General features: G+C 74.5%; 18 protein-coding genes and 1 pseudogene. 7 read left to right on the forward strand and 12 right to left on the reverse strand.

The annotated features are described in order from the left end of the window. Nucleotides 1-9 precede the first annotated feature (9 nt). Complete coding sequence (locus AC6EI4_RS07830; protein WP_498451114.1) at nt 10-1,755, forward strand: SelB domain-containing protein; 1,746 nt, start codon at nt 10-12, stop codon at nt 1,753-1,755. Here the strand turns inward: AC6EI4_RS07830 and AC6EI4_RS07835 are convergent. Then, on the reverse strand, nt 1,743-2,597 hold the full coding sequence (locus AC6EI4_RS07835) for a ScoMcrA-related endonuclease (RefSeq protein ID WP_498421075.1): 855 nt from the start codon (nt 2,595-2,597) through the stop codon (nt 1,743-1,745). The two genes, AC6EI4_RS07830 and AC6EI4_RS07835, sit on opposite strands and share 13 nt — an antisense overlap. Nucleotides 2,598-2,715: 118 nt before the next feature. On the opposite strand from AC6EI4_RS07835, the gene AC6EI4_RS07840 reads away from it, so the two are divergent. Continuing rightward, the gene (locus AC6EI4_RS07840) at nt 2,716-3,525 is read left to right on the forward strand and encodes a YwiC-like family protein (protein ID WP_498451115.1); all 810 of its coding nucleotides are present in this window, start codon (nt 2,716-2,718) and stop codon (nt 3,523-3,525) included. On the opposite strand, the gene AC6EI4_RS07845 is transcribed toward AC6EI4_RS07840, so the two are convergent. After that, on the reverse strand, nt 3,522-4,598 hold the full coding sequence (locus AC6EI4_RS07845; protein ID WP_498451116.1) for an LPXTG cell wall anchor domain-containing protein: 1,077 nt from the start codon (nt 4,596-4,598) through the stop codon (nt 3,522-3,524). The genes AC6EI4_RS07840 and AC6EI4_RS07845 overlap by 4 nt on opposite strands. 291 nt (nt 4,599-4,889) lie before the next feature. On the opposite strand from AC6EI4_RS07845, the gene AC6EI4_RS07850 reads away from it, so the two are divergent. Then, the gene (locus AC6EI4_RS07850; RefSeq protein ID WP_498421068.1) at nt 4,890-6,044 is read left to right on the forward strand and encodes an acyl-CoA dehydrogenase family protein; all 1,155 of its coding nucleotides are present in this window, start codon (nt 4,890-4,892) and stop codon (nt 6,042-6,044) included. An 11-nt stretch (nt 6,045-6,055) separates the two neighbouring features. After that, the gene (locus tag AC6EI4_RS07855) at nt 6,056-7,198 is read left to right on the forward strand and encodes an acyl-CoA dehydrogenase family protein (RefSeq protein WP_498451117.1); all 1,143 of its coding nucleotides are present in this window, start codon (nt 6,056-6,058) and stop codon (nt 7,196-7,198) included. 10 nt (nt 7,199-7,208) lie between these two features. On the opposite strand, the gene AC6EI4_RS07860 is transcribed toward AC6EI4_RS07855, so the two are convergent. Next, nucleotides 7,209-10,454 carry a DEAD/DEAH box helicase gene (locus tag AC6EI4_RS07860; RefSeq protein ID WP_498421064.1) on the reverse strand — a complete coding sequence of 1,082 codons (3,246 nt, stop codon included), beginning with the start codon at nt 10,452-10,454 and terminating at the stop codon, nt 7,209-7,211. Nucleotides 10,455-10,538: 84 nt separating this feature from the next. Between AC6EI4_RS07860 and AC6EI4_RS07865 the strand changes: the two genes are divergently transcribed. After that, nucleotides 10,539-11,315, forward strand: a complete 777-nt coding sequence (locus AC6EI4_RS07865) for an MOSC domain-containing protein (protein WP_498421062.1) — start codon at nt 10,539-10,541, stop codon at nt 11,313-11,315. Here AC6EI4_RS07865 and AC6EI4_RS07870 read toward each other — a convergent pair. After that, complete coding sequence (locus tag AC6EI4_RS07870; RefSeq protein ID WP_498421060.1) at nt 11,300-11,662, reverse strand: hypothetical protein; 363 nt, start codon at nt 11,660-11,662, stop codon at nt 11,300-11,302. The genes AC6EI4_RS07865 and AC6EI4_RS07870 overlap by 16 nt on opposite strands. Nucleotides 11,663-11,806: 144 nt before the next feature. Beyond that, nucleotides 11,807-12,304: a C40 family peptidase gene (locus AC6EI4_RS07875; protein ID WP_498421058.1), complete on the reverse strand. Its 498-nt coding sequence runs from the start codon at nt 12,302-12,304 to the stop codon at nt 11,807-11,809. Nucleotides 12,305-13,027: 723 nt separating this feature from the next. Between AC6EI4_RS07875 and AC6EI4_RS07880 the strand changes: the two genes are divergently transcribed. Next, nucleotides 13,028-13,333 (forward strand): helix-turn-helix transcriptional regulator, encoded by a 306-nt coding sequence (locus AC6EI4_RS07880; RefSeq protein WP_498421056.1) that lies wholly within the window; start codon nt 13,028-13,030, stop codon nt 13,331-13,333. A gap of 13 nt (nt 13,334-13,346) precedes the next feature. Here the strand turns inward: AC6EI4_RS07880 and AC6EI4_RS07885 are convergent, their stop codons facing one another. From AC6EI4_RS07885 to AC6EI4_RS07915, 7 genes and pseudogenes are all read right to left on the reverse strand, one after another. Further along, nucleotides 13,347-14,225: an HNH endonuclease gene (locus AC6EI4_RS07885; protein ID WP_498451118.1), complete on the reverse strand. Its 879-nt coding sequence runs from the start codon at nt 14,223-14,225 to the stop codon at nt 13,347-13,349. Continuing rightward, the gene (locus tag AC6EI4_RS07890; RefSeq protein ID WP_498451119.1) at nt 14,226-14,732 is read right to left on the reverse strand and encodes a hypothetical protein; all 507 of its coding nucleotides are present in this window, start codon (nt 14,730-14,732) and stop codon (nt 14,226-14,228) included. A 104-nt stretch (nt 14,733-14,836) separates the two neighbouring features. Further along, the gene (locus AC6EI4_RS07895; protein WP_498451120.1) at nt 14,837-15,958 is read right to left on the reverse strand and encodes a hypothetical protein; all 1,122 of its coding nucleotides are present in this window, start codon (nt 15,956-15,958) and stop codon (nt 14,837-14,839) included. A 67-nt stretch (nt 15,959-16,025) separates the two neighbouring features. Beyond that, the gene (locus AC6EI4_RS07900) at nt 16,026-16,325 is read right to left on the reverse strand and encodes an MFS transporter (RefSeq protein ID WP_498451121.1); all 300 of its coding nucleotides are present in this window, start codon (nt 16,323-16,325) and stop codon (nt 16,026-16,028) included. A gap of 62 nt (nt 16,326-16,387) precedes the next feature. Then, nucleotides 16,388-17,392: pseudogene (locus AC6EI4_RS07905) on the reverse strand (MFS transporter); the annotation flags it as partial. Further along, nucleotides 17,389-18,228, reverse strand: coding sequence for an SDR family NAD(P)-dependent oxidoreductase (locus AC6EI4_RS07910; protein WP_498451122.1), 840 nt, complete (start codon nt 18,226-18,228; stop codon nt 17,389-17,391). The gene AC6EI4_RS07910 and the pseudogene AC6EI4_RS07905, both read right to left, overlap by 4 nt. Further along, entirely contained in the window at nt 18,225-19,565 is a 1,341-nt protein-coding gene (locus AC6EI4_RS07915; protein WP_498451123.1) for a flavin-containing monooxygenase, read from the reverse strand. The genes AC6EI4_RS07910 and AC6EI4_RS07915 overlap by 4 nt, the downstream gene beginning before the upstream one ends. A 169-nt stretch (nt 19,566-19,734) precedes the next feature. Here AC6EI4_RS07915 and AC6EI4_RS07920 point away from each other — a divergent pair, with 169 nt between their 5' ends. Next, nucleotides 19,735-20,904 carry a helix-turn-helix domain-containing protein gene (locus AC6EI4_RS07920; protein WP_498451124.1) on the forward strand — a complete coding sequence of 390 codons (1,170 nt, stop codon included), beginning with the start codon at nt 19,735-19,737 and terminating at the stop codon, nt 20,902-20,904. The last annotated feature ends 6 nt before the right edge of the window (nt 20,905-20,910 follow it).

Here is a 20,910-nt window from a genome sequence, read left to right on the forward strand (position 1 = left end):
GCTGAGCCCGTGCACGTCATCGCAACCGCCGGCCACGTCGACCACGGCAAGTCGACGCTGGTCGAGGCGCTCACCGGCACCGACCCCGACCGGCTCGAGGAGGAGCGCCGGCGCGGGCTGTCCATCGAGCTCGGCTACTGCTGGACGACGCTGCCCGCGGTGGGCGACGTGGCGTTCGTCGACGTGCCGGGGCACGAGCGGTTCATCTCGACCATGCTGTCGGGGATCGGCCCGGTGCCCGCGGCGCTGCTCGTCGTCGCCGCCGACGACCCCTGGATGCCCCAGGCCGCCGAGCACCTCGCCGCGCTCGACGCCCTCGGCGTGCGCCACGGGGTCGTCGCCGTCACCCGCGGCGACCTCGCCGATCCGGCACCGATGTGTGCCCGGGCGGCCGCCGAGATCTCCGCTACGACGCTCGCCGGGTCACCCGTGGTCGCCGTCAGCGGGCGCACCGGGCAGGGTCTCGACGAGCTGCGCGCGGCGTTGGGCGAGATGCTGCGGGCGGTCCCCGCCAGCCGCCCCGAGGCCGACGTCCGCCTCTGGGTCGACCGGCGCTTCACGGTCAAGGGGGCCGGCACCGTGGTCACCGGCACCCTGCCCGCGGGCACGATCCGGCGAGGCGACGCGCTGGCGCACGCCGCCGGGACGCTGCGGGTGCGTGCGCTGCAGTCGCTGAGCGAGGCGGTCCCCGAGGCGAGCGGCGTCGCCCGGGTCGCGCTCAACCTCGCCGGCGAGCAGGTCGGCTCCCTCGAGCGCGGGTCGGCCCTGGTCACTCCCGGCGCGTGGCACGAGACCACCCAGCTCGACGTCCGCGTGAACGGGGACGCCGGCGACGTCCCGACCGAGCCGATGCTGCACGTCGGGGCCGCCGCGGTCGCGGTGCGCGGTCGCCCGCTCGGGGCCGGGCACCTGCGGATCACCCTCGACCGGCCGCTGCCGCTGCGGGTCGGTGACCGGGCGCTGCTGCGCGATCCCGGCAGTCGCCGGGTGTGGGGGGTGCTGGTCCTCGACCCGATGCCCCCCGCGCTGCGCCGCCGGGGCGCAGCTGCCGAGCGCGCCGAGGTCCTCGCCGCGCTGAGCGGCCAGCCGGACCCCGCCTCCGAGCTCGAGCGGCGCGGAGTGGTCCACGCCGACGTGCTGCGCCGGATCGGGGTCCCCACCCCCGAGCCGGGGTGGCTGATCAGCCCCGAGCGCGCCGATCAGGCAGCCGCCGAGGTGGCCCGGGCGGTGCGTGAGCACGACCTCGCCCACCCGCTGGACCCCGGCGTCGCGCTGACCGCGCTCGCCGAGCGGGTCGGGCTGCCCACCGCGGAGCTGGTGGCCGCCGTGGTCCGGGCGCCGCTGCGCGTGCTGCGCGGCCGGGTCGTCGCGCCCACCGCGGATGGCCCGCCCAGCGAGCTGGTGAGCGCCGTCGCGGCGCTGGAGGCCGAGCTCGCCGAGGCCCCCTTCGCGGCGCCGACCGCGGAGCGGCTGGCCGCCCTGGGCCTGGACACCAAGCGCGTCGCCGCGGCCGCGAGGGCCGGTCTGCTGCTACGGCTGGCACCGGGGATCGTGCTGCTTCCCGACGCCGCCGAGCGCGCGGCCGGGCACCTGGCACAGCTGCCGCAGCCGTTCACGACCAGCGAGGCCCGGGTCCGGTTGGGCACCAGCCGGCGGGTGGCGCTCCCCCTGCTCGAGCACCTCGACGCCCGCGGGCTGACCCGCCGGCTGCCGGACGACCGCCGCACGACGTCAGTCGGGGCTCACGCGCAGTAGTCGCACTCCCCGGTGGCCGGCAGCGCCATGTGGCAGTTGGGGCACAGCGGCACGGCCTTCTCGGCGATGCGCTGCTTGCGCAGCCGGTCACGCAGCGTGACGACCTGGGGCGTCAGCGTGGCGACGCCGCCGTGGTCGGGCATCTCGGCGCCGAAGTGGTGGTGGCAGGCGAGGCGCTCCTCGGCGGCGTGGTCGTCGTGGTTGTCGGGCGCCTGGCCGTGGATCTGCGAGAGCGCCTGGGCGTAGCCGTTCCCGACGCTGCCCGAGGCGTTCACGCACAGCGCCGAGAGGATCGGCTCGCCGCGCTCGGCGCAGTCCAGGGCGACCCGGGTGAGCACGTCGCCGATCCAGTAGTGCATCAGCTGTCCGGTGCGGATCCCGGTGCGCTCACGGACCAGCCCGCCGAGCTGCTTGTAGGTGACGATGGCGCCGTAGCGGCCGGCCGTCTCGATGAGCACGGCGCGCGCGGCCTCGGCCCACTCCTTGCGAGCGACGTCGATCCCGATCTCGGCGGCGTCACGCCAGGCACCGTTCGGGGGCTCGGCCAGGTCCTTGGAGGACGCGCTGGTCGAGAACACCTCGTAGCCGAGCTCGTGCAGCACCGTCGCGGCGCCCTCGCGCCCCTCGGGGAACTGCGCGGCCTTGGCCGGCGTACCGGTGGCGAAGCCGTAGGCGACCCCGACGATCGCCATCGCGTCGTAGGCCTTCGCGTTGTGCCACAGGAAGTACTCACGCGTCTTGCCGAAGCCGTGGCGGGACAGGAACCCGTCCTCACCGCGCTGGTCGTACTCGTCCATGGCACGTTCGACGTGCTCGCGAGTGAGGGAGGAGAAATTCAGCATGCCCTCAGATTAGAGTGCGCCGGCCCTCGACCGGGCATCCTGGCCGGTGCACGGCGGGACCATGGTCTCTACCTACCCCGGAGAACGGGCTCTTCAATGGGGCGCGATGAGTACCGCCGTGACCAGTGCCACGACCCGACCGCGAGGATCGCGCCGCATCGCCAGCCTCTTCCCCGAGCAGCACGGCGCCTGGGCCTTCCTCGTGCTGCCGCTGGTGCTGGGCGCCCTCGTCTCCCCCTGGACCCCGCTGCTGCTGGTGCTCGGGCTCGCCTGGGTCGCGGCGTACCCGATGTCGTGGGCGGCCTCGGGCCTGGTCCGGGCGCGCCGCTCCCAGCGGTTCCGCCGGCCCTTCGTCCTCTGGCTCGCGCTCGCCACGCCCCCGGCTCTGCTGCTGCTCCTCGCCCGGCCGTGGCTGGTCTGGGTCGGCGCCCTCTACCTCGTCGGCCTCGCGGTCAACCTGCACTACGCGAGTCGCAACCGGGAGCGCGCGCTGGGCAACGACCTGGTGCTGGTGGCCGAGTGCGCGCTGATGGTGCCGGTCGTGCGCGCCCTCGCCGTCGGCGAGCGGACCTGGCTGCCCCCGCTCGAGGAGCTGGCCACCGTCCGGCTCGCGGTGGTCACCGCACTGTGCGTGCTGGTCCTGCTCGGCTCCACGCTGCACGTGAAGTCCCTGATCCGCGAGCGTCGCGATCCTCGCTTCGCCCACGTCTCCCGGGCCTTCGCCGTGGCCTCGGTGCCGGTGGTCCTGGCGCTCGGCGCGCTCTGGGGGCTGCCGGCGGGGCTGTGGCTGGTGCCCGCGTTCGTCGTGCTGGCGGTCCGCTCGTTCGTCGTGGGCCGGCGCCCGATGCGTCCGGCCCGGATCGGGCTGATCGAGCTGGCCGGCTTCCTTCTCGTGGTCGCCGGCCTCGTCGTCGCCCGCTGGGTCTAGCCGGCGAGTCCGCGTCGGGTGGTCCGGCGACGGGCCATCGCGACCATGGCCGCACCGAGCACGAGCAGGCCGAGACCGGCGCCCGAGAGGGCCGCCAGGTTCGCGTCCGCGCCGGTGGCCGGCAGCTCGGGCGTGGAGCTCACCGGAGCGTCAGGCGTGGCCGGCGTGTCCGCGGTGGGCGTCGGGGGCTGCTCGACCGGGGGCTTCCCCGGCACGTTCACGACGGGGGTGCCGGGGTTGCCCTCTACCGGCTCGCAGTCCTCGGGCGTGCCCAGGTCGCCGGTGAAGACGGTGCGGGCGCCGGCGGCGATGACGTAACCGGGCTTCGCGAAGGCGGTGACCTCCCACTTCCCGGTGGCTCCGTCGCCGCGGGTCAGGACGTAGCGCACGCCCTCGGTGACCGCCATGCTCAGCGAGCCGGCCGTGTCGCAGTCGGCCTCGGCCTTCACCTGCGGCGCCACGGGCTTGACCTGCACGAGGCAGTCCAGCACCGACGAGCGCTCAGCCACGGTGAGCTTCCAGGTCGAGGTGCCGACCAGCCGGTGGCCGGGAGTCGCGGTGGCGGTGACCAGGTAGGTCCCGGGGCCGGCTCCGGCGGGCTGACGGGTGTAGCGGACCTTGTCGGTGTCGGCGGGCACCACGAGGGTCCCGTCGCTCTCGCAGGTCGCCGGGGTGACGCTCGGCGCTGCGGCCGTCACGTCCACGAGCACCGGGTCGCAGGCGGGGAAGGTGGTCACGCCGGCGCGGGCGGAGCCGGTGTTGGCGTTGGCCCAGCGCAGGCCGACCTCGAGGGTGAGCGGGGTCGTCGCGCTCACCGTCTCGGAGAACGTCCGCGCCTGGTCCGGCGCGAAGGTGGTCCCGACCGGGACGACGGCGCGGGAGCTGGAGCTCACCGTCGCGGTGTTGCTCGCGTCGGGGTCCTGCCAGTTGCGTACGGTCCAGGTGACGTCCCAGGTGCCCGGCGTGTCCCCACACACCACGGTTCCCATGACATTGACGTGGTGCGCCGAGGCCGGCCCGGCGAACAGCACCGATCCGAGCACGGCCAGACAGACGGACAGCGCCGTCGTCACGATTCTTCTCACTTGCATCCCCCACCCAATTGCGCCACGAAAGAGGTCCGTGGCCCGGCCGACGGTAAGCGCGAAGTCGGGCCGGCGAGGGCCAGAGGCAGCGATGTGTCCCGGACGTGGCAAAGACGTGTCCTGGGACCGGCAGATGTTCTCTCCCGTGCACTACGCCCGGCTCCCGTGCACTGCGCCCGGCTCCCGAGCCGGCCCGTTGGACGACCTGCACAGTGCGGGTGCGGGAGTTGGTGACCCGGGCCATGATGGGGCCGGCACCACGACCCAGGAGGCTTGCCGATGCAGCTGGAGCTGTCCGCCGAGGACGCCGCGTTCCGCGAGGAGATGCGCACCTTCTTCACCACCCAGGTCCCCCAGGAGATCCGCGACGCCGTCGCGCACCGCCGTGAGCTGACCCGGGAGCAGTTCGTCGAGACCCAGCGCATCCTCAACGCGCACGGCCTCGCCGTACCGCACTGGCCGGTCGAGTGGGGCGGGCGCGACTGGAGCGAGCTGCGCCGCCACATCTGGCACGAGGAGATGCAGCGGGCGTTCGTGCCCGCGCCGCTGGCCTTCAACGCCACCATGGTCGGCCCGGTGATCGCCGCGTTCGCCTCCCAGGAGCTCAAGGAGCGCTTCCTGCCCGGCACCGCCAATCTCGACATCTGGTGGTCGCAGGGGTTCTCCGAGCCCGACGCCGGCTCCGACCTCGCCTCGCTGCGCACCAGCGCGGTGCGCGACGGCGACGAGTACGTGGTCAACGGCCAGAAGACCTGGACCACGCTCGGGCAGTACGGCGACTGGATCTTCTGCCTGGTGCGCACCGACCCCGAGGCCAAGAAGCAGCGCGGCATCTCGTTCCTGCTCATCGACATGACCAGCCCCGGTCTGACGGTGCGCCCCATTGAGCTGATCGACGGCGGCCACGAGGTCAACGAGGTGTGGTTCGAGGACGTGCGGGTGCCCGCGGGGAACCTGGTCGGGGAGGAGAACCACGGCTGGGACTACGCCAAGTTCCTGCTCGGCAACGAGCGCGTCGGCGTCGCCCCGGTCGGGGCCAGCAAGCGGGTGCTGGCCCAGGCCAAGCAGTGGGCCGGTCCGCTGCTCACCGAGGACCCGCTGCTGGCCGCCCGGGTCGCCGAGCTCGAGAACGAGCTGCTGGCGCTCGAGCTGACCGCGCTGCGTGTGGTCGCCGACTCCGCCGACGGCAAGGCCCACCCCGCCTCGTCGGTGCTGAAGCTGAAGGGCACCGAGCTCCAGCAGGCGGTCAGCGAGCTGGTCGTCGACCTCGCCGGTCCGGCCTCGCTGGCCTCCGGCGCGGGCGACGACTCCGACCTGCCCGAGTGGGCCCGACGGTCCACACCGGTCTACCTGAACCTTCGCAAGGCGTCGATCTACGGCGGATCCAACGAGATCCAGCGACAGATCATCGCAAAGACGATCCTGGGACTCTGAGGGGCGACGAGATGGACTTCGAGTACGACGAGGAGCAGCTCGCACTGCGCGACGCGGTGCGCGGGCTGGTCACCAAGACGTACGCCGACTTCGAGGAGCGCCGCCGCACGGTCGCCCAGGAGCCCGGCTTCGACGAGGCGCTGTGGGCGCGGCTGGCCGAGATGGGGGTACTCGGGCTGCCCTTCGCCGAGGAGGACGGCGGGATGGGCGCCGGCCCCGTGGAGGTCGGCATCGTGGCGGGCGAGATCGGCCGGTGCCTGGCCCCCGAGCCGTTCCTGACGTCGGTCGTGCTGGCCGGCGGCGTGGTGGCCGCGGCCGGCAGCGCCGAGCAGCGCGGCGAGGTGCTGGGCGCGCTCGCCTCCGGGGAGCGTCTGCTGGCCTTCGCCCACGCCGAGCCGGGCAGCCGCTGGTCGGCCTCGGCCGTCGCGGTCACCGCCACCCAGACGGGGACCGGCTGGGTGCTCAGCGGCGTCAAGGAGCCGGTGCCGCACGGTGCCCGCGCCGATCAGCTGGTGGTGAGCGCGGCGCTGCCTGAGGGCGGCACCGGACTGTTCCTGCTCGACGCGGACGCCGACGCCGTGACCCGCACGGGCTACCGCACCCACGACGGCGGGCGGGCCGCACGGATCACCTTCGACGGCGCCGCGGCCACCGTCCTCGGCGAGGGCGGCGACCGCGGCGACGTGATCGCCCGCGCCCTCGACGCGGCGCGCATCGCGGCCTGCAACGAGGCGATCGGGGCGATGGAGTTCGCCCTGGCCGCCACCACCGACTACCTCAAGAGCCGCAAGCAGTTCGGCGTCACCCTCAACACCTTCCAGGCGTTGAACTTCCGGGCCGCGGACATGTACGTCTCCCTCGAGCTGGCCCGCAGCGTCGCGCTGTGGGCGTCGATGGTGCTGGTCTCCGGCAGCCCGCAGGAGGTGGCGGAGGCGGCGTCGCGGGCGGCGCTCCAGGTCAGCCGGGCCGGGCGGCACGTCGGCCAGGAGGCGATCCAGCTGCACGGCGGCATCGCGATGACCGCCGAGTACAGCGTGGGCAGCTACACCAGCCACCTGACCGCGCTCGACCACCTGCTGGGCGACGGCAACCACCACCTGGCCCGCCTGGCGGCCACGGTCGGCGAGCACCACGAGGTGGACCCGCTGGGCTGAGGTGGCGGCCTCACGGCCCGAACAGCTCGCGCACGTCGTCGGCGTCGATGCCCGTGGTCATCGCGGCGCCGCCGTCGAGCACCTGGCCAAACAGGGCCGCCTTGCGCTCCTTGAGCGCCATCACCTTCTCCTCGATGGTGTCGGTGGCGACCAGGCGGTAGACCATCACCGGCCGGTCCTGGCCGATCCGGTGCGCGCGGTCGACCGCCTGTGCCTCGGCGGCGGGGTTCCACCACGGGTCGAGCACGAACACGTAGTCGGCCTCGGTCAGGGTCAGCCCCACCCCACCGGCCTTGAGGCTGATCAGGAAGACCGGCGCGTCCCCGCCCTTGAAGTCGGCGATCACCCGGCCCCGGTCGCGGGTCCGGCCGTCGAGGTAGACGGTGTCGATCCCCTCGGCGTCGAGCCGGGCGCGCACCCGGCTCAGGAAGCTGGTGAACTGGCTGAAGACCAGTGCCCGGTGGCCCTCGGCGACCAGCTCGACGAGGTGCTCGACGAGCACGTCGAGCTTCGCGGAGCCGATCCCCTCGTGCGCCGGGTCGAGCAGCGCGGCGTCCAGGCTGAGCTGGCGCAGCCGGGTCAGCGAGCGGAAGATCGCGACCCGGTTGCGGTCGAAGTCCTCGACCAGGCCGAGCACCGCCTGGCGCTCGCGCTGCAGGTGGGTCTCGTAGACCTTGCGGTGCTTGGCGCCGAGCGTCACCTCCAGCACCTGCTCCTGCTTGGGTGGCAGGTCGGAGGCCACCAGCTCCTTGGTCCGGCGCAGCAGGAACGGGCGGATCCGTCGCTGGAAGCGCGTGAGCGCCGCCTGATCGCCCTGCTTCTCGACCGGCACCACGACGTGCTGGGTGAACTTCTTGGGCCACGGGTAGAGCCCCGGCGCGACGATCGAGAGCAGCGACCACAGCTCCATCAGCCGGTTCTCGAACGGCGTGCCGGTGAGGGCGAGGCGGAACGGCACGTCGAGACGGCGGACGGCCTGGTAGGTCTTGCCCTGGTGGTTCTTGACCTGATGGGCCTCGTCGAGCACCAGACCGCCCCAGCCCAGCGCGGCGTACTCCTCGGCCTCCAGGCGCAGCAGCGTGTAGGAGGTGACCACCACGTCGGCGCCGGCCACCACGTCGCCCAGCGCGACGCCGCGCTTGCGCCCCGAGGAGGTCACCGTGCGGACGTCGAGCTTCGGGGCGTGCCGGGCGGCCTCGTGCGCCCAGCCGGAGACCACGCTGGAAGGCGCGACGACCAGGAACGGACCGGCCCCGTTGCCGCGGGCGTGGCTGATCAGGGCCAGCGTCTGCAGGGTCTTGCCGAGTCCCATGTCGTCGGCCAGGATCCCGCCCAGGCCGGCCTGCCAGAGGAACGCCAGCCAGCGGAACCCGTCGAGCTGGTAGCCGCGCAGCTCGCTGACGATGCCCTCGGGCTCGACCTCGGGCAGACCGGTCAGGTCGCGCAGCGCCTGCGCCGAGCGCACCCAGCGCGCGGCCTGGGCATCCACGATCCCGAGGTCGGCCAGCTCGCCCCACAGCCCGAGGTCGTGGCGCCCGACCCGCACGCCCTCGCCGTCCTGGTCGACCAGCTCACCGGCCGCGCGGACCAGGTCGGCGAGCCGGGTGAGCTCGGGGTGCGCGGCCGACAGGTGCGTCCCGCTGGGCAGGAAGATCCGCTCCTGGCCCAGGGTCAGGGCGGCCAGCACGTCGGCGAGCGGGACCGACTCGCCGTCGATGGTGATGGCCACCGCCAGGTCGAGCCAGTCGGTGGGCCCCGCGTCGTCGGCGCCACCGCCGTCGTCGACCAGGTCGAAGCGGATGTCGAGGTCGCCCTGGGCCTCGCGGTGCTCGGGCTCGACGCCGTGCTCGACGACCTCGACGAGGGGCTCGGCGCGCAGCGCGGGCAGCACCGTGTCGACGAAGGCCAGCACCTCGACGTCGACCAGCTCGCGGCGCGCCAGCGGCTCCCCGTCGGCGCCGGCCAGCAGCTCGGCCACCGCCGGGGCCAGTCGCAGCCGGTCCAGGTGGGCGCGCTCGGCCCGCACCCGCCGTACGTCGCGCAGCCCGTCCTCGCTGTCGAGGGCGAAGACCCGGCGCTCGTCGCCGACCTGGTAGCGCCAGCCCCACTCCAGCGCGACGCGGAACGCGCCGTGCCAGGTCACGGCCACGGTGAGGACCGGCGGGTGCTCCTCGGGGACGGGCACCGACCCGTCGGAGGAGACCACCTCGAGGTGCCGACCCAGCCGCGGCAGGTAGTCGGTGGTGAAGCGCTCCCGCTCGCCGGGCGGCACCAGCACCGCCTCGCCGCCGCTCAGCAGGCGGCGCATCGGGTCGGGCAGGAACCTGTCGGTGGGGGCCAGCAGCAGCCGGTGCCCGCCGGGGCCGGGACCGAGCAGGGCGACCCCGTGACCCCCGACCGGCACCACCCGCTCGGCCGGCCACCAGGTCTCGCCCTGGCGTACGCCCACCTCGAGCCGCGTCTGGCCACCGGCGTCGACGACGTCGGCGAGCACCGCGACGGGCTCATCCAGCAGCTCCACGCTCGCGATCGTCCCCGCGCCGACGAAGACGATCCCCGCCTCCCGGGCCCGGCGCAGCAGCAGCCACAGGGCGGGACCGAAGTCGCCGAGCTCGGGCTGCGCGGCGGCGGAGTAGTAGTACGCGTCTCCGCGCGAGGCACGCGCCAGCTCCGCCAGCACCGCCATCTGGGCCCGGTCGCGGGTCGAGGAGTAGCCCGCCCGGCCGACGTCGGCCCAGCCGATGCCCGACTTGATCCACCGCTCCCGGGCGCCGCGCTGGACGGGTCGCATCCGGATCCCCGGGAGCTGGCCCGAGCGCGCCGCTCGCAGGTCGAACTGCAGGCCCAGCGGCTGGGCCGCCTCGGCGGCCCGCGAGCCGTCGAGCTCGTCGAGCACCGCCTCCAGCTGCACGCCCCAGCGCGGGACCGCGTGCAGGTGCCGGGGGCTCTCGGGACGCCCGCGCAGGGCGATGATCGCCGCCGCCGCGTGCTTGCAGTTGACCATCACCGGGCAGGTGCAGTCGCCGTGCGCGAGCACCCGGCCCCGCGAGCGGACGACGATCACCCCCACCTCGTAGACCATCGCGTGGCTTCCGGCCACCGTCGCGGAGACCACCAGCTCGTGGGGGGCCTCCTCGACCACCTCGACCCGGCGCACGCGCTCCTCGCGGGCGTAGGCGCGCGCCCGCTGCAGCGTGGCGCTGCCGAAGGTCACGTGGAGCGCCGCGTCGTCGAGCGGAGCCAGCAGAGGGTGCACGTGGCCGATTATTCACCGCCGGGGCAGGGCTCGGTCCCGGTCCTCCACAGGGCCCGGCGAGGTCGGGCGTGGCAGGCTCGGCGCATGCACATCGAGCGGGTCGGGTTCGCGCCGGTCAAGGGCACCGCGCACACGGCGTACGACGAGGTCGTGCTGGACGCGCACGGACCCGTGGGCGACCGCGCGCTGTGCCTGGTCGACCCCGACGCCGCCCGGGTGCTGCGCACCGTGCAGCACCCCTCGCTGATCGCGGTCACCGCCCGCTACGGCCAGGGGCACCTGGAGGTGGTGCTGCCCGGCGGCGAGTCCGCGAGCGGGGCACCGCGCCCCACCGGGGAGCGGTTGACCTGCGACTACTGGGGTCGCCCGGCCGAGCTGGAGCTCCTGGACGGGCCGCACGCCGCGCTGCTCGCGTCGTACCTCGGCGCACCGGTCCGTCTCGCCGCCGTCGCCCGCGGCCAGGTGGTCTACGGCGCGGCCGTCACGCTGGTCTCGAGCGCCTCGATGCGCGAGCTCTCCAGGCGGCTCGGACGCCCGGAGGTGGCCGCGCAGAGCGCCCGCTTCCGCGCCACCGCGCTCCTCGAGGGCCTGAGCGCGCACCAGGAGGACGACTGGCTCGGCAGGGAGGTCGCGCTCGGTGACGCCCGGGTGCGGGTGCGCCAGCGTGTCCCGCGCTGCGCCGTCGTCGACCTCGACCCGCGCACCGGGCGTCGCGACGCCGGCGTCCTCCGGGCGCTGGCCGACTACCGGCCGCGCTTCACGACCGGCGAGCTGTGCTTCGGCGTCGACGCCGAGGTGACGGTGCCGGGCACGATCCGGCCCGGGGACGCCGTCCGGGTGCTGGCTCAGCCCGGGGAGTGAAGACCCGCGTCGGTCAGCTGCCACACCCCGGGACGCCCGGTGACCATCAGACCCTGGCGGGCCAGCGACTGACGCGCCTTGCGGGCCGCGTAGCGCCAGCGCAGCTCGCCCTCGGGGGTGGTCTCCTCGTCCCCGGGGAGCAGCCGGCCCTCCAGCCGGGTCGCCAGCTCGCGCATCACGTCGTCGGTGTCGAGCTCTCCCCCGGCCCCCTGCAGGACCGCGACGATGTGCGGCTCCAGGGTCTCGACGGGGGTCCATCGGTGCTGGACGCGCTTGATCGGCGCACCCGGCGTCCGGCGCACGGTCGAGCGGCGGACCGGCTTCGCGGCGACGGGCGGCTCGACCACCGGCGTGGGTGGACGCCCGTGGGGGCACTGAGACCTCGGAAGGTCACACAGATCGCAGTAGTCCTCGGCTGACGCACTCATCGCGGACACTCTAGTCGGCCCCCACGGGCGCGGTTGCCCCCTGGGTGACGATCCGGCAGTGCCTCAGCGGACCCGGCCGAAGAAGACGCTGCTGGACCAGATCTTCGCCTTGTGCACCCGCGAGCCGGAGTTCGGCGAGTGCCAGATCTTGTTGTTCCCGGCGTAGATCGCGGCGTGGTAGACGTTGCCGCCGCTGTGGAAGAAGACCAGGTCGCCGCGGCGGGCGCTGGAGCGCTTGATCCGCTTGGCGGCCCGGGCCTGGGCGTCGGAGGTGCGCGGCAGCTGCTTGCCGGTGGCCTTGCGGTAGACGTACTGCGTCAGGCCGGAGCAGTCGAAGGCGTTGGGGCCGGTGGCGCCGTAGCGGTAGGGGTCGCCGGCCTGGTTGCGGGCGACCGCGACGACCCTCTCGCCGCGCTTCTTCAGGGCTTTGGCGCCGATCGCGTCGGCCGGGGCGGAGGCTCCGCCGGCGACGACGAGGGTGCCGGCCAGCATGAAGGCGACGACCAGGAGCAGGGCAAGGGAGCGGGCGCGCGACAGCACGCCGATACGGGCGTTGTTCACAGTGGTTCCTCGGCACCGCCTGCGGAAGGAGTCCTGTCGGATTCGGACGCCGTGCCCGGTCGAGCGCTGCTCGACTTCACCCCGAGCCCTCACGGTGGTCTCACCGCTCAGGCGTGCTGCTTGGGTCTCCCGCGCCCGTCTCTGCACTTCCTTGGGTCGTGTTCAACCTGGCGACGTGACGGGCCTCGGCGCGGTCCAGGCGGCTCCGGCGGAGTGCGGAGCATTTCGTCTGCGCGGGCGCGAGTAGCCCGGACAGAAAATCGATGGTGCCACCATCGGCCACCGAAGGGCAATCCTTGGGGGGTGGCGATGTGCACCACAACTTCGCCACAACTTCGCCACAGCCTCACACCAGCGTCGGCACGATCATCGGGGTGCCGGCCACCGGGTCCTCCACGATCAGGCAGGGCAGCCCGAAGACCTCCTCGACGAGCTCGGCCGAGAGCCGCGACGACTACCTGCACCAGGTCGTGTGGTCCCCGGACGGGATGCTCGCGGTCGCGCGCGGCGGGAGTCACCGCTTCCTGGGCCCGACGAGGCACTGTGGGTACGCCGCGGTGCGGTGTTCGCGGCCCGCGGCTGCGACCGCCAGACGGTCTACCGGGTGTGCCTGCGCGAGGTGCCGCCGGCGGTCCAGGAGGTCCCGGCCGGCACCCTGACCATGGACGGCGCCGCCGCCGGCGCGATCCGACGCCTCGGTGGCCCCGGCCTGTCGCAGCCCGAGTGGTCGCCGCCGCGCTGTCCACCGACCCGGCCGACGAGACCAGCCTGGAGGCGTGGGCGACCCGCCTGCACACCAGCGTGAAGAGCCTGCAGCGCGACTTCATCCGGGAGTACGCACTCTCCTTCACCGCGTGGCGCACCCGGCTGCGGCTGCAGGCCTCGCTGGCCCTGCTCGGCCTGCACCCGGTGACCGAGACCGCCCACCGGGTGGGCTACTCCAGCGCGTCCGCGTTCGTGGCGGCGTTCACCAAGGAGTACGGCGAGACGCCCGGCCAGCGCGCGGCCCGGATGCGTCGCGGCCTCTGAGCCCCGGGCAGCCCTAGGCGCCGAGGACCCAGTCGATCTCGAGGCTGGTGGGGCGGTGGTGGATGCGGACGTCGAGTCCGTGGGCGGCGCTGGTGGGGGGCACTGGTGGTGGCGGGGCCTTGGAGTGGTGGGTGTGGCCGGTGGGGGTGGTGACCTCGACGGCGTGGCGGGTGTGGCGCTCGCTGGTGGTGCGGTGGCGCCAGCCGGGGGCCTCTTTGGCGTAGTTGCAGGCCGCGCACAGTCCCTGGCCCTGGTCCAGGGTGGTGGCCCCGCCGCGGGAGCGGGGGGTGACGTGGTCGCCGTGCCGCACGGGCGCGTCGCAGTACGGCGTGCGGCAGGTCTCGCCGTCGCGGGCGAACAGCAGCCGGCGCAGGCCGCCGGTGAACAGCTGGGCGCGGGAGTCCATCGCGACCAGCGCCCCGTCGGCGGGGTTGGTGTAGAGCCGTCGGATCGCGATCTCGGCGTCGGGGTCGCCCAGCAGGGTGGCGACCACCTTGGCGGGCACGGGGCCGTAGCCGACCAGGTGCGGCGGCGTGGTGTGGTCGGGGTCGAGCAGCATCTCGGCGTTCATCACCAACTGGATCTCGATGCGCCGCCCACGCGCGGTGGCGGGCTGGTCGAGGCGGGTGAGGAACTCGTCGGCGACGATCTGGTCGCGGGTGCGGGTGTCCCCGCACGCCTTGAGGTGGTCGGCATGCTCGGCCAGGGCCTGCATCGCCACGATCGCGTCCCAGGCCGGCACGTCGGCGCTGATGCGGACCATGCCGTCGCCCAGTCCGCGGTGGGTGACGCGGCGCCGGGACCGGGCGCGGGTGGCGCGCTGGGCGGCGCCCTCGGCGTCGAGGGCGTAGGCCAGGCGGCGGGTGGCCAGGGTGAGCTCGCGGTTACCCATCTAGCTCAGCTGCGGTGCGAGTGTGGCGTCCACGCAAGCCCGGTCCTCGCGCGACAGGTCGGCGCTCTCGCGGGCCAGGATCTGCGCGCGGTGCTCGTTGAGGTCGCCGCGGGCCAGCGCGGCCAGGGCGTGGGGCAGGTCCTCGACCAGCGCCACCGCGAGCGTGACGTGCTCACGGCCCGCGTGCGGGGACTCCCGGCGTGCCAGCGCGACCTCGTGGGCGACACCGCGCCCGCACCGCTGGGCCGGGACGCCGCGGGCGGTGTCCTCGGCGCGGCGCCGTGCCGCGAGATCCGCGGTCAGCCGGGCCTTGGCCGCGGCCGCCGCGGAGGTGAGCCGCTCCAACCCGGCCAGCTCGTCGACCAGTCCGGCATCGCTGAGGCCCGCGGGCTCGACCGCCGCGAGGACCTCGACCCAGAACTCACCCGGGCGCTCGGGCGTCTCGGGCACGGGTGCATCGGCAGCGTCGTCGCTGCCGTTCAGCCCATAACCCGAGAGTTCAAACATAAAATCGATTGTAGTCAAGAGAGGTCCCCCCGGTAACCCCCGCGGACCAATCTGTGGAGAACTTCTCGAACGGCATCTGCCCAGGTCACACGGCCTGTGGCCGCTCAGGCCGCGGCCTGCAGCCGGGCCGCCAGCCGATGGCACGCGGACGCCGCCGGCTCGGCCAGTCGCCCCGCCAGCGCGGCCACCATCTCGGCGTCCTCGGGGCCCAGCAGCCCGGCGATCGCGTCGAGCCGCCCGGGCCGGAGCAGGACCGCGGCGCAGTAGGGCCAGATGTCGACGTCGCCCGGCACGCTCTCGACCTCGCCGTGCTCGACGATCTCCAGCGCCTCGAGCACCAGGTCGAGGCCCCCACCCATCGCGTCCAGGACGTCGACGCGCACGTCCGAGGCGAAGCCGCACCCGGGCGCGAGGTACGTGTCCGGCCTGTCCTCGGCCTGGCGCAGCAGCTGCAGCCAGTCCCCCGGGGACGCCGCCACCGCACCGGCGAGCTCGGGCGACACGAGCAGCGGCACGCCCTCGAAGATCGTGTCGTCACCGGCCGGGACCAGTCGTCCGAGCACGGTCTCCCCCGGGAGCACGAGCGCTGCCGCACCGGTGTCGAGCGTGGTGACGGTGTCGTGGGTGGCGAGGTCCTCCCAGCTGAGGCTGCCCCGGTCGGCTCCCTGGAGCCGGTAGCCGCCCATGGCGGCACGCAGCCACAGGACCATGTCCTCCCCGGCGCGCCGCAGCTCCCGGGAGGCGACCCGGTGCACGAAGTCCGCCAGGCCCCCGAGCTCGTAGAGGTGCAGCTGGCGGTAGACCCAGTCGTGGTCCATCACCTGGCTGATCCTGTCCACCCGGTCGGCCCCCGGTGGGTCCGCGGAGTCCTCAAGCAGGTCGAGCGCCAGGTCGAGGGCCGCGCTGCACCGCTCGCGGCTCGTCGCGTCCGCGTGCTGCAGGGCCTGCGCCAGCATCCAGCGCGAGGTCACCCAGGCCGGCCGAGCCGGGCCGAGCTCGACGAGCTGCTCGAGCGCGAGCACCCGCCACGGGCGCCAGAACGGCCTGCCATCGGGACCGACGGGGTGGGCCCGCATCAGCTGACAGGCGAAGGCCGCGTCGCCGGCCACCTCGGCCCGGTCCGCGGCGACCAGGATCCGCCAGAGCTTCGCCAGAGGGTCATCCGCCGGGAAGGGAGTGTCCGATGCGGGGCGGGCGCGGCGCCGGGGAGGTCGTGATCTCGACATGCCCCCAGCAAAGACCCGCCCCGGTGTTGCCACCAGAGCCAGTTTCGAACCTGTGGAGAACTCGCCCTCAGCCGCGCGGCACCGCGGCGTGGTCCAGCGCGCAAAGCCGCTGGAAGGCCACCGCCACCGCCATCAGCACCGCCGGCACCAGGGTGAACCCGATCAGCAGGGCGTCGAGCGCCCCGTCGCTCTGAGCCACGCTGTCGCCGTCGACCGCCGAGACGAAGCCGCCGATGGCCAGCACGGCGGAGTAGACGTAGGGCCCGATCGCGGTGCCGACCGCCTCGGTCGCGGTCCACACGCCGGTATAGGCGCCGGCGCGCGACGTGCCGCGCTCCTCCGCGGCGGCGACCGCGTCGGGGACCATCGAGAAGGCGAGCAGCTGCAGTCCGGCGAAGGAGATGCCGAGCAGACCACGATCGCGACGGTCGCCGGGACGCCGAGCCCCTCCCCGAACAGCAGCAGCACGCTGCCGAGGATGAAGAGCACCTGGGCCAGGAGCAGGCCGCGCTGCTTGCCGAGCACCCGCGAGGCCGACATCCAGACCGGTCCGGCGACCACGGCGGGGCCGAGGAAGGCGCCCATCAGGACGGCGGTGAGACCGCTGTCGGCGAGGACGTACTCGGCGTAGAACGGGACCGCCGCCAGCACGAGGTGGGTGGTGGTGCCGGTGAACAGGTAGGACAGCGCGAGCAGCCGGAAGTCCCGGTCCCTCCAGGCGAGCACCAGGTCGGCGCGCGTGGAGTGGGCCCGCTCGTCGGGCATCCGGAAGCCGCAGGTCTCGGTGAGCCGGCGCACGCCCCGGATGGCCACCAGGCCGCTGAGCACCATCAGGGCGCCGAGCAGCAGCGCCATCCGGGCATAGCTGCCGCGCTCGCCGTCCTCGACCAGCGCCGGTGCCAGCACGCCGGCGAGCAGCAGGCCGACGGTCAGCAGCAGCATCCGGACCATGAACACGCGGGTGCGCTCGTGGTAGCCGACGCGCAGGTCCGACGGGGTGGTCAGGTAGGGCACCTGGAAGCAGGCGAAGAGCAGGTTGCCGACGATGTAGAAGCCGCCCACCCACAGTGCCGCCCAGCCGCCCGAGACGCCGTCGGGCACCGTGAACATCGCGGCCATCGCCAGGGCGAGGAACAGGCCGACGCGCAGCATCTGGCGCCGGTGGCCGACGCGGCGTGCCCCGCGGTCCGACCAGGTGCCCAGCACCGGGTGCACCACGGCGTCGATCACCTTGGGCACCAGCAGCGTGAGCCCGGCCAGCAGCGGCGACACGCCCAGGGTGTGGGTCAGGAAGTAGAGCAGCAGCAGCCCGGGCACGGTGACCCACACGCCCATCCCCAGTGAGCCGGAGCCGTAGGCCAGCAGGTGCGGGGTCCGGGCGCGGTTGTCGTGGCTCTCGCCGGTGACAGCGACCGGCTCGTGGGCGGTGCTCATCTGCGGGCCCCGTCCCGCTCGGTGTGCCGGGAGACCGCGCGGGCGGCCAACTCGGCGCCGGCGAAGGCGCCGGAGCCGATCCGGGCGGCGAAGGTGCGCGCGACGATCCGGTCGGTGAGCGCCGGCAGGTGGCGGGCCAGGAAGAACTCGACCGCACCGCGCCGGGTGGTGGGCAGGTCGCGGCGGGGCCGGCGCGACAGCGCGGCGTGCAGCACCGCGTCGACGACGCCCTCGAGCGGCTCGTAGCTGCTCATCCCCTCCAGCGACAGCCCGGCCGACGCGGTGGAGTCGTGGATCGGGCTGCGCACCGCAGAGGGGTAGACGCAGGTCACGCCCACGTGGGTGCCGAGCTCGAGGCGCAGCGCGTCGGCGTAGGCCACCAGCGCGCGCTTCGAGGCGCCGTACGCCGCGGCGAGCGGCAGCTGCATGACCGCCATCCGCGAGGTCAGCATCACCACCCGCCCGCGCGAGGCCACCAGCGCCTCGACGCAGGCGGCGCTGACCCGCCAGGTGCCGAGCAGGTTGATGTCGAGCTGGCGACGTACCTCGGCGCCGGGGGCGAGCTCGGCGGGCGCCGGCCCGCCGATGCCGGCGTTGTTGATCAGGATGTCGAGGCCGCCCAGCGTGGCGATGGCCTCGGCGACCGCGACGGGCACCGCGTCGTCATCGGTGAGGTCGCAGGCCAGCACCCGGACCGGGTCGTCGGGGCGAGGCGCGACGTCGAGGCCGACGACCTCGGCCCCCAGGGCGCTCAGCTCGGCGCAGATCGCGCGCCCGAAGGTCCCGGACGCGCCGGTGACCAGGACCCGCAGGCCGGTGGCGTCTCGGCGGCTCATGCGGGCACCTTCCCGTCCGCGAATCCGGGGGCGCCCTCGGCGAGGCGGCGCCGGCCGGCCTCGATCTCGCGCGGGATCCGGGCGACGTACTCGTCGAAGTCGATGCGCATCGCCGGGCGCTTGTCGCCCCAGCGCCCGCGGGCCGCGGCCAGGGCCCGCTCGGCCGCGCGGCGCCGGGCGGCCGGATCGGGCAGGGCGTAGTCGCCGCCGACGTGGGCGGCGAAGAGCTTGGCCTGCGCCTCGACGACGGGCAGCGCGGCTCCGGTGGACTGCATCAGCCCGACGAAGCCGAGGGTCGGCTCGTCGAGGTGGAAGACACGCTCGTGCAGCAGCAGCGACTCCGGGTCCTCGCCGAGCCACTGCGCGGACAGGAAGGGGATCGTGACGCGGTAGCCGGTGGCCCAGACGATCACGTCGACCTCGTCGCTGCTCCCGTCGGTGAACACCACCCGGGAGCCGTCGAGGCGCTCGATGCCGGGGCGGGCCACGACCTCGCCGTGGGTGAGCCGGTGCAGGATCGTGTCGCTGATCGTCGGGTGGTTCTGGAAGAGCCCGCCGGCCGGCGCCGGCAGGCCGTAGCGCTGCGGGGTGCCGACGGCCAGGCGCAGCATGGTCTGCGCGACGACCTGGCGCACCCGCCAGGGCAGGGCGGACAGCGCGGCTCCGGTGGCGTCCGAGGGGCGACCGAAGAGGTACTTGGGCACGATGTGGACGCCGTGCCGGGCCGAGAGCAGCACCGGTCCGCTGCCGACGTGCGAGGCGTCGACGGCGATGTCCATCGCGGAGTTGCCCATCCCGACGACGAGCACCCGCTTGTCGGCGAACACGTCGGCCTCGCGGTAGTCGTGGGCGTGCAGCTGGGCGCCGGCGAAGGTGCCCGGGTACGACGGCGAGGGCCAGCGCGGGTCCCAGTTGTGGCCGTTGGCGACGACGACCGCGTCGAAGCGCTCGGTCCGCGCGCCGTCCACCGCGACCTGCCAGCCGCCGTCCTCGCGGCTGACGGAGGTCACCGTGGTGTGGAAGCGGATGCGCTCGAGCACGCCGAAGGTGCGGGCGTAGTCGGCGAGGTAGCCGGCGACGAGGTCCGCGGAGGGGTAGTCGCTCCACTGCGCCGGCATCGGGAGGTCGGCGAACTCGGTGCGGCCCCGGCTGGTGTTCAGGTGCAGCGAGGCGTACGCCGGCGAGAGGCCGCTGCTGTTGTCGCGGACCCAGAGCCCGCCCGGCCGGTCGCCCTTCTCGTAGGCCACCACGTCGGCGCCGACGTCGAGCAGGGCCTTCGTGGCGGCCAGGCCGGCGGCTCCGGCACCGATCACCGCCACGCGCGCGGGCGAGGGCATGCGTCCTCCTTGGGGGATGGCGCCGGGTGGGGCGAGAGCTGTCCGTGGACACGGGGCTGTCCGGCCGCACAACCGTAGAGGCCCGTCGCGGCACTGAACATGGCCCGAGGCACCGCCTGGGGGCGTCGCATTGTGGCGCGCCACAACCGGCGGCTGTCACGATGTCGCCATGCACCCCACCTCGTCCGCGGACTGGTCCGGCGTCGTCGACCTGATCGAGCAGGTCCTTGTCGAGGACGACCTGATGACGTCGGTGGTGGCCGGGGTGCGCACGGCCGTGCAGGATGTGTCGTCGCTGCCGTCGGCCGACATCGCCGGGCACACTCGGGCGCTGCTCACCGCCGCTACCCGAGCGCTCGCCGGGCGCCGCGGCCCCACCGAGGCCGAGCTCGCCTTCGTCGAGGAGCTCGCGGTGACCCGGGCCGGCCAGGGCATCCCGATCGAGGGGGTCCTGGGCGCGATCCACGTCGCGGAGCGGGCGATCTGGGCGCGCGCCCGGGAGCTCGCCCAGGCGCGCGGCCTGGATCCGGTGCGGCTGCTCGATGCCCGCGAGCTGTACGACGACTGGGCCGAGGCCGTGCGCGGACGGCTGATCCGGGCCCACCGGGAGGCGCGCGACGCCCGGGACCGCAGCGACCGCGACCCGGGCGGCTGGGGCGGGCCGCAGCGCACCCGGGACGCCGAGCTGCTGCGCCGGCTGTTGGAGGGCGGGTCGGCCGCGGCGCTGGCCGCGGCCGAGGCGGGCCTGCCCACCGGCGGGGCGCTGTGGGTGCTGGTGGCCCGGGGCAGCGACCAGGCGGCCACCGCGGCGCTCGAGCGGCTGGCCCGCGAGCACTCCCCCGCCTGCGCGGCCCGGGTCGGCGACGTGGTCGTCGCTGTGGTGGCCCGTCGTCCGGCCGGGCGCGCCGCCGAGACGAGCGTGGTCGGGCTGGCCGGCCCGGTCGAGCCCGAGGAGGTGGGCGCGGGGCACCGGTTCGCCACCGCGGCGGTGGCCGCCGCCGAGGCCATCGGACGGCGCGGGCTGGTGCACGTGGCCGAGGTGGCGAGCGTCGCCGCCGTGCTCGCGCGGCGCGACCTGGCGACCGGTCTCGTCGCGCGTCACCGCGACGCCCGTGCCCGGCTCGGCGAGCACGTCGTACCGGTGGCGCGGGCGGTGCGTAGCTGGCTGGAGTGCGACCGGGACACGGCCCGAGCCGCCGGCGAGCTGTTCGTGCATGCCAACACCGTGCGCAACCGGGTGCAGCGCTTCACCCAGGTCACCGGTCTCGACCCGCTCGACACCTTCGCCGCCGTGGACGCCTGGTGGCTGTGCCACGAGTGGCTGGCGGAGACGGGCTGAGCGACC

The organism is Nocardioides sp. Z43_10 (assembly GCF_059766615.1).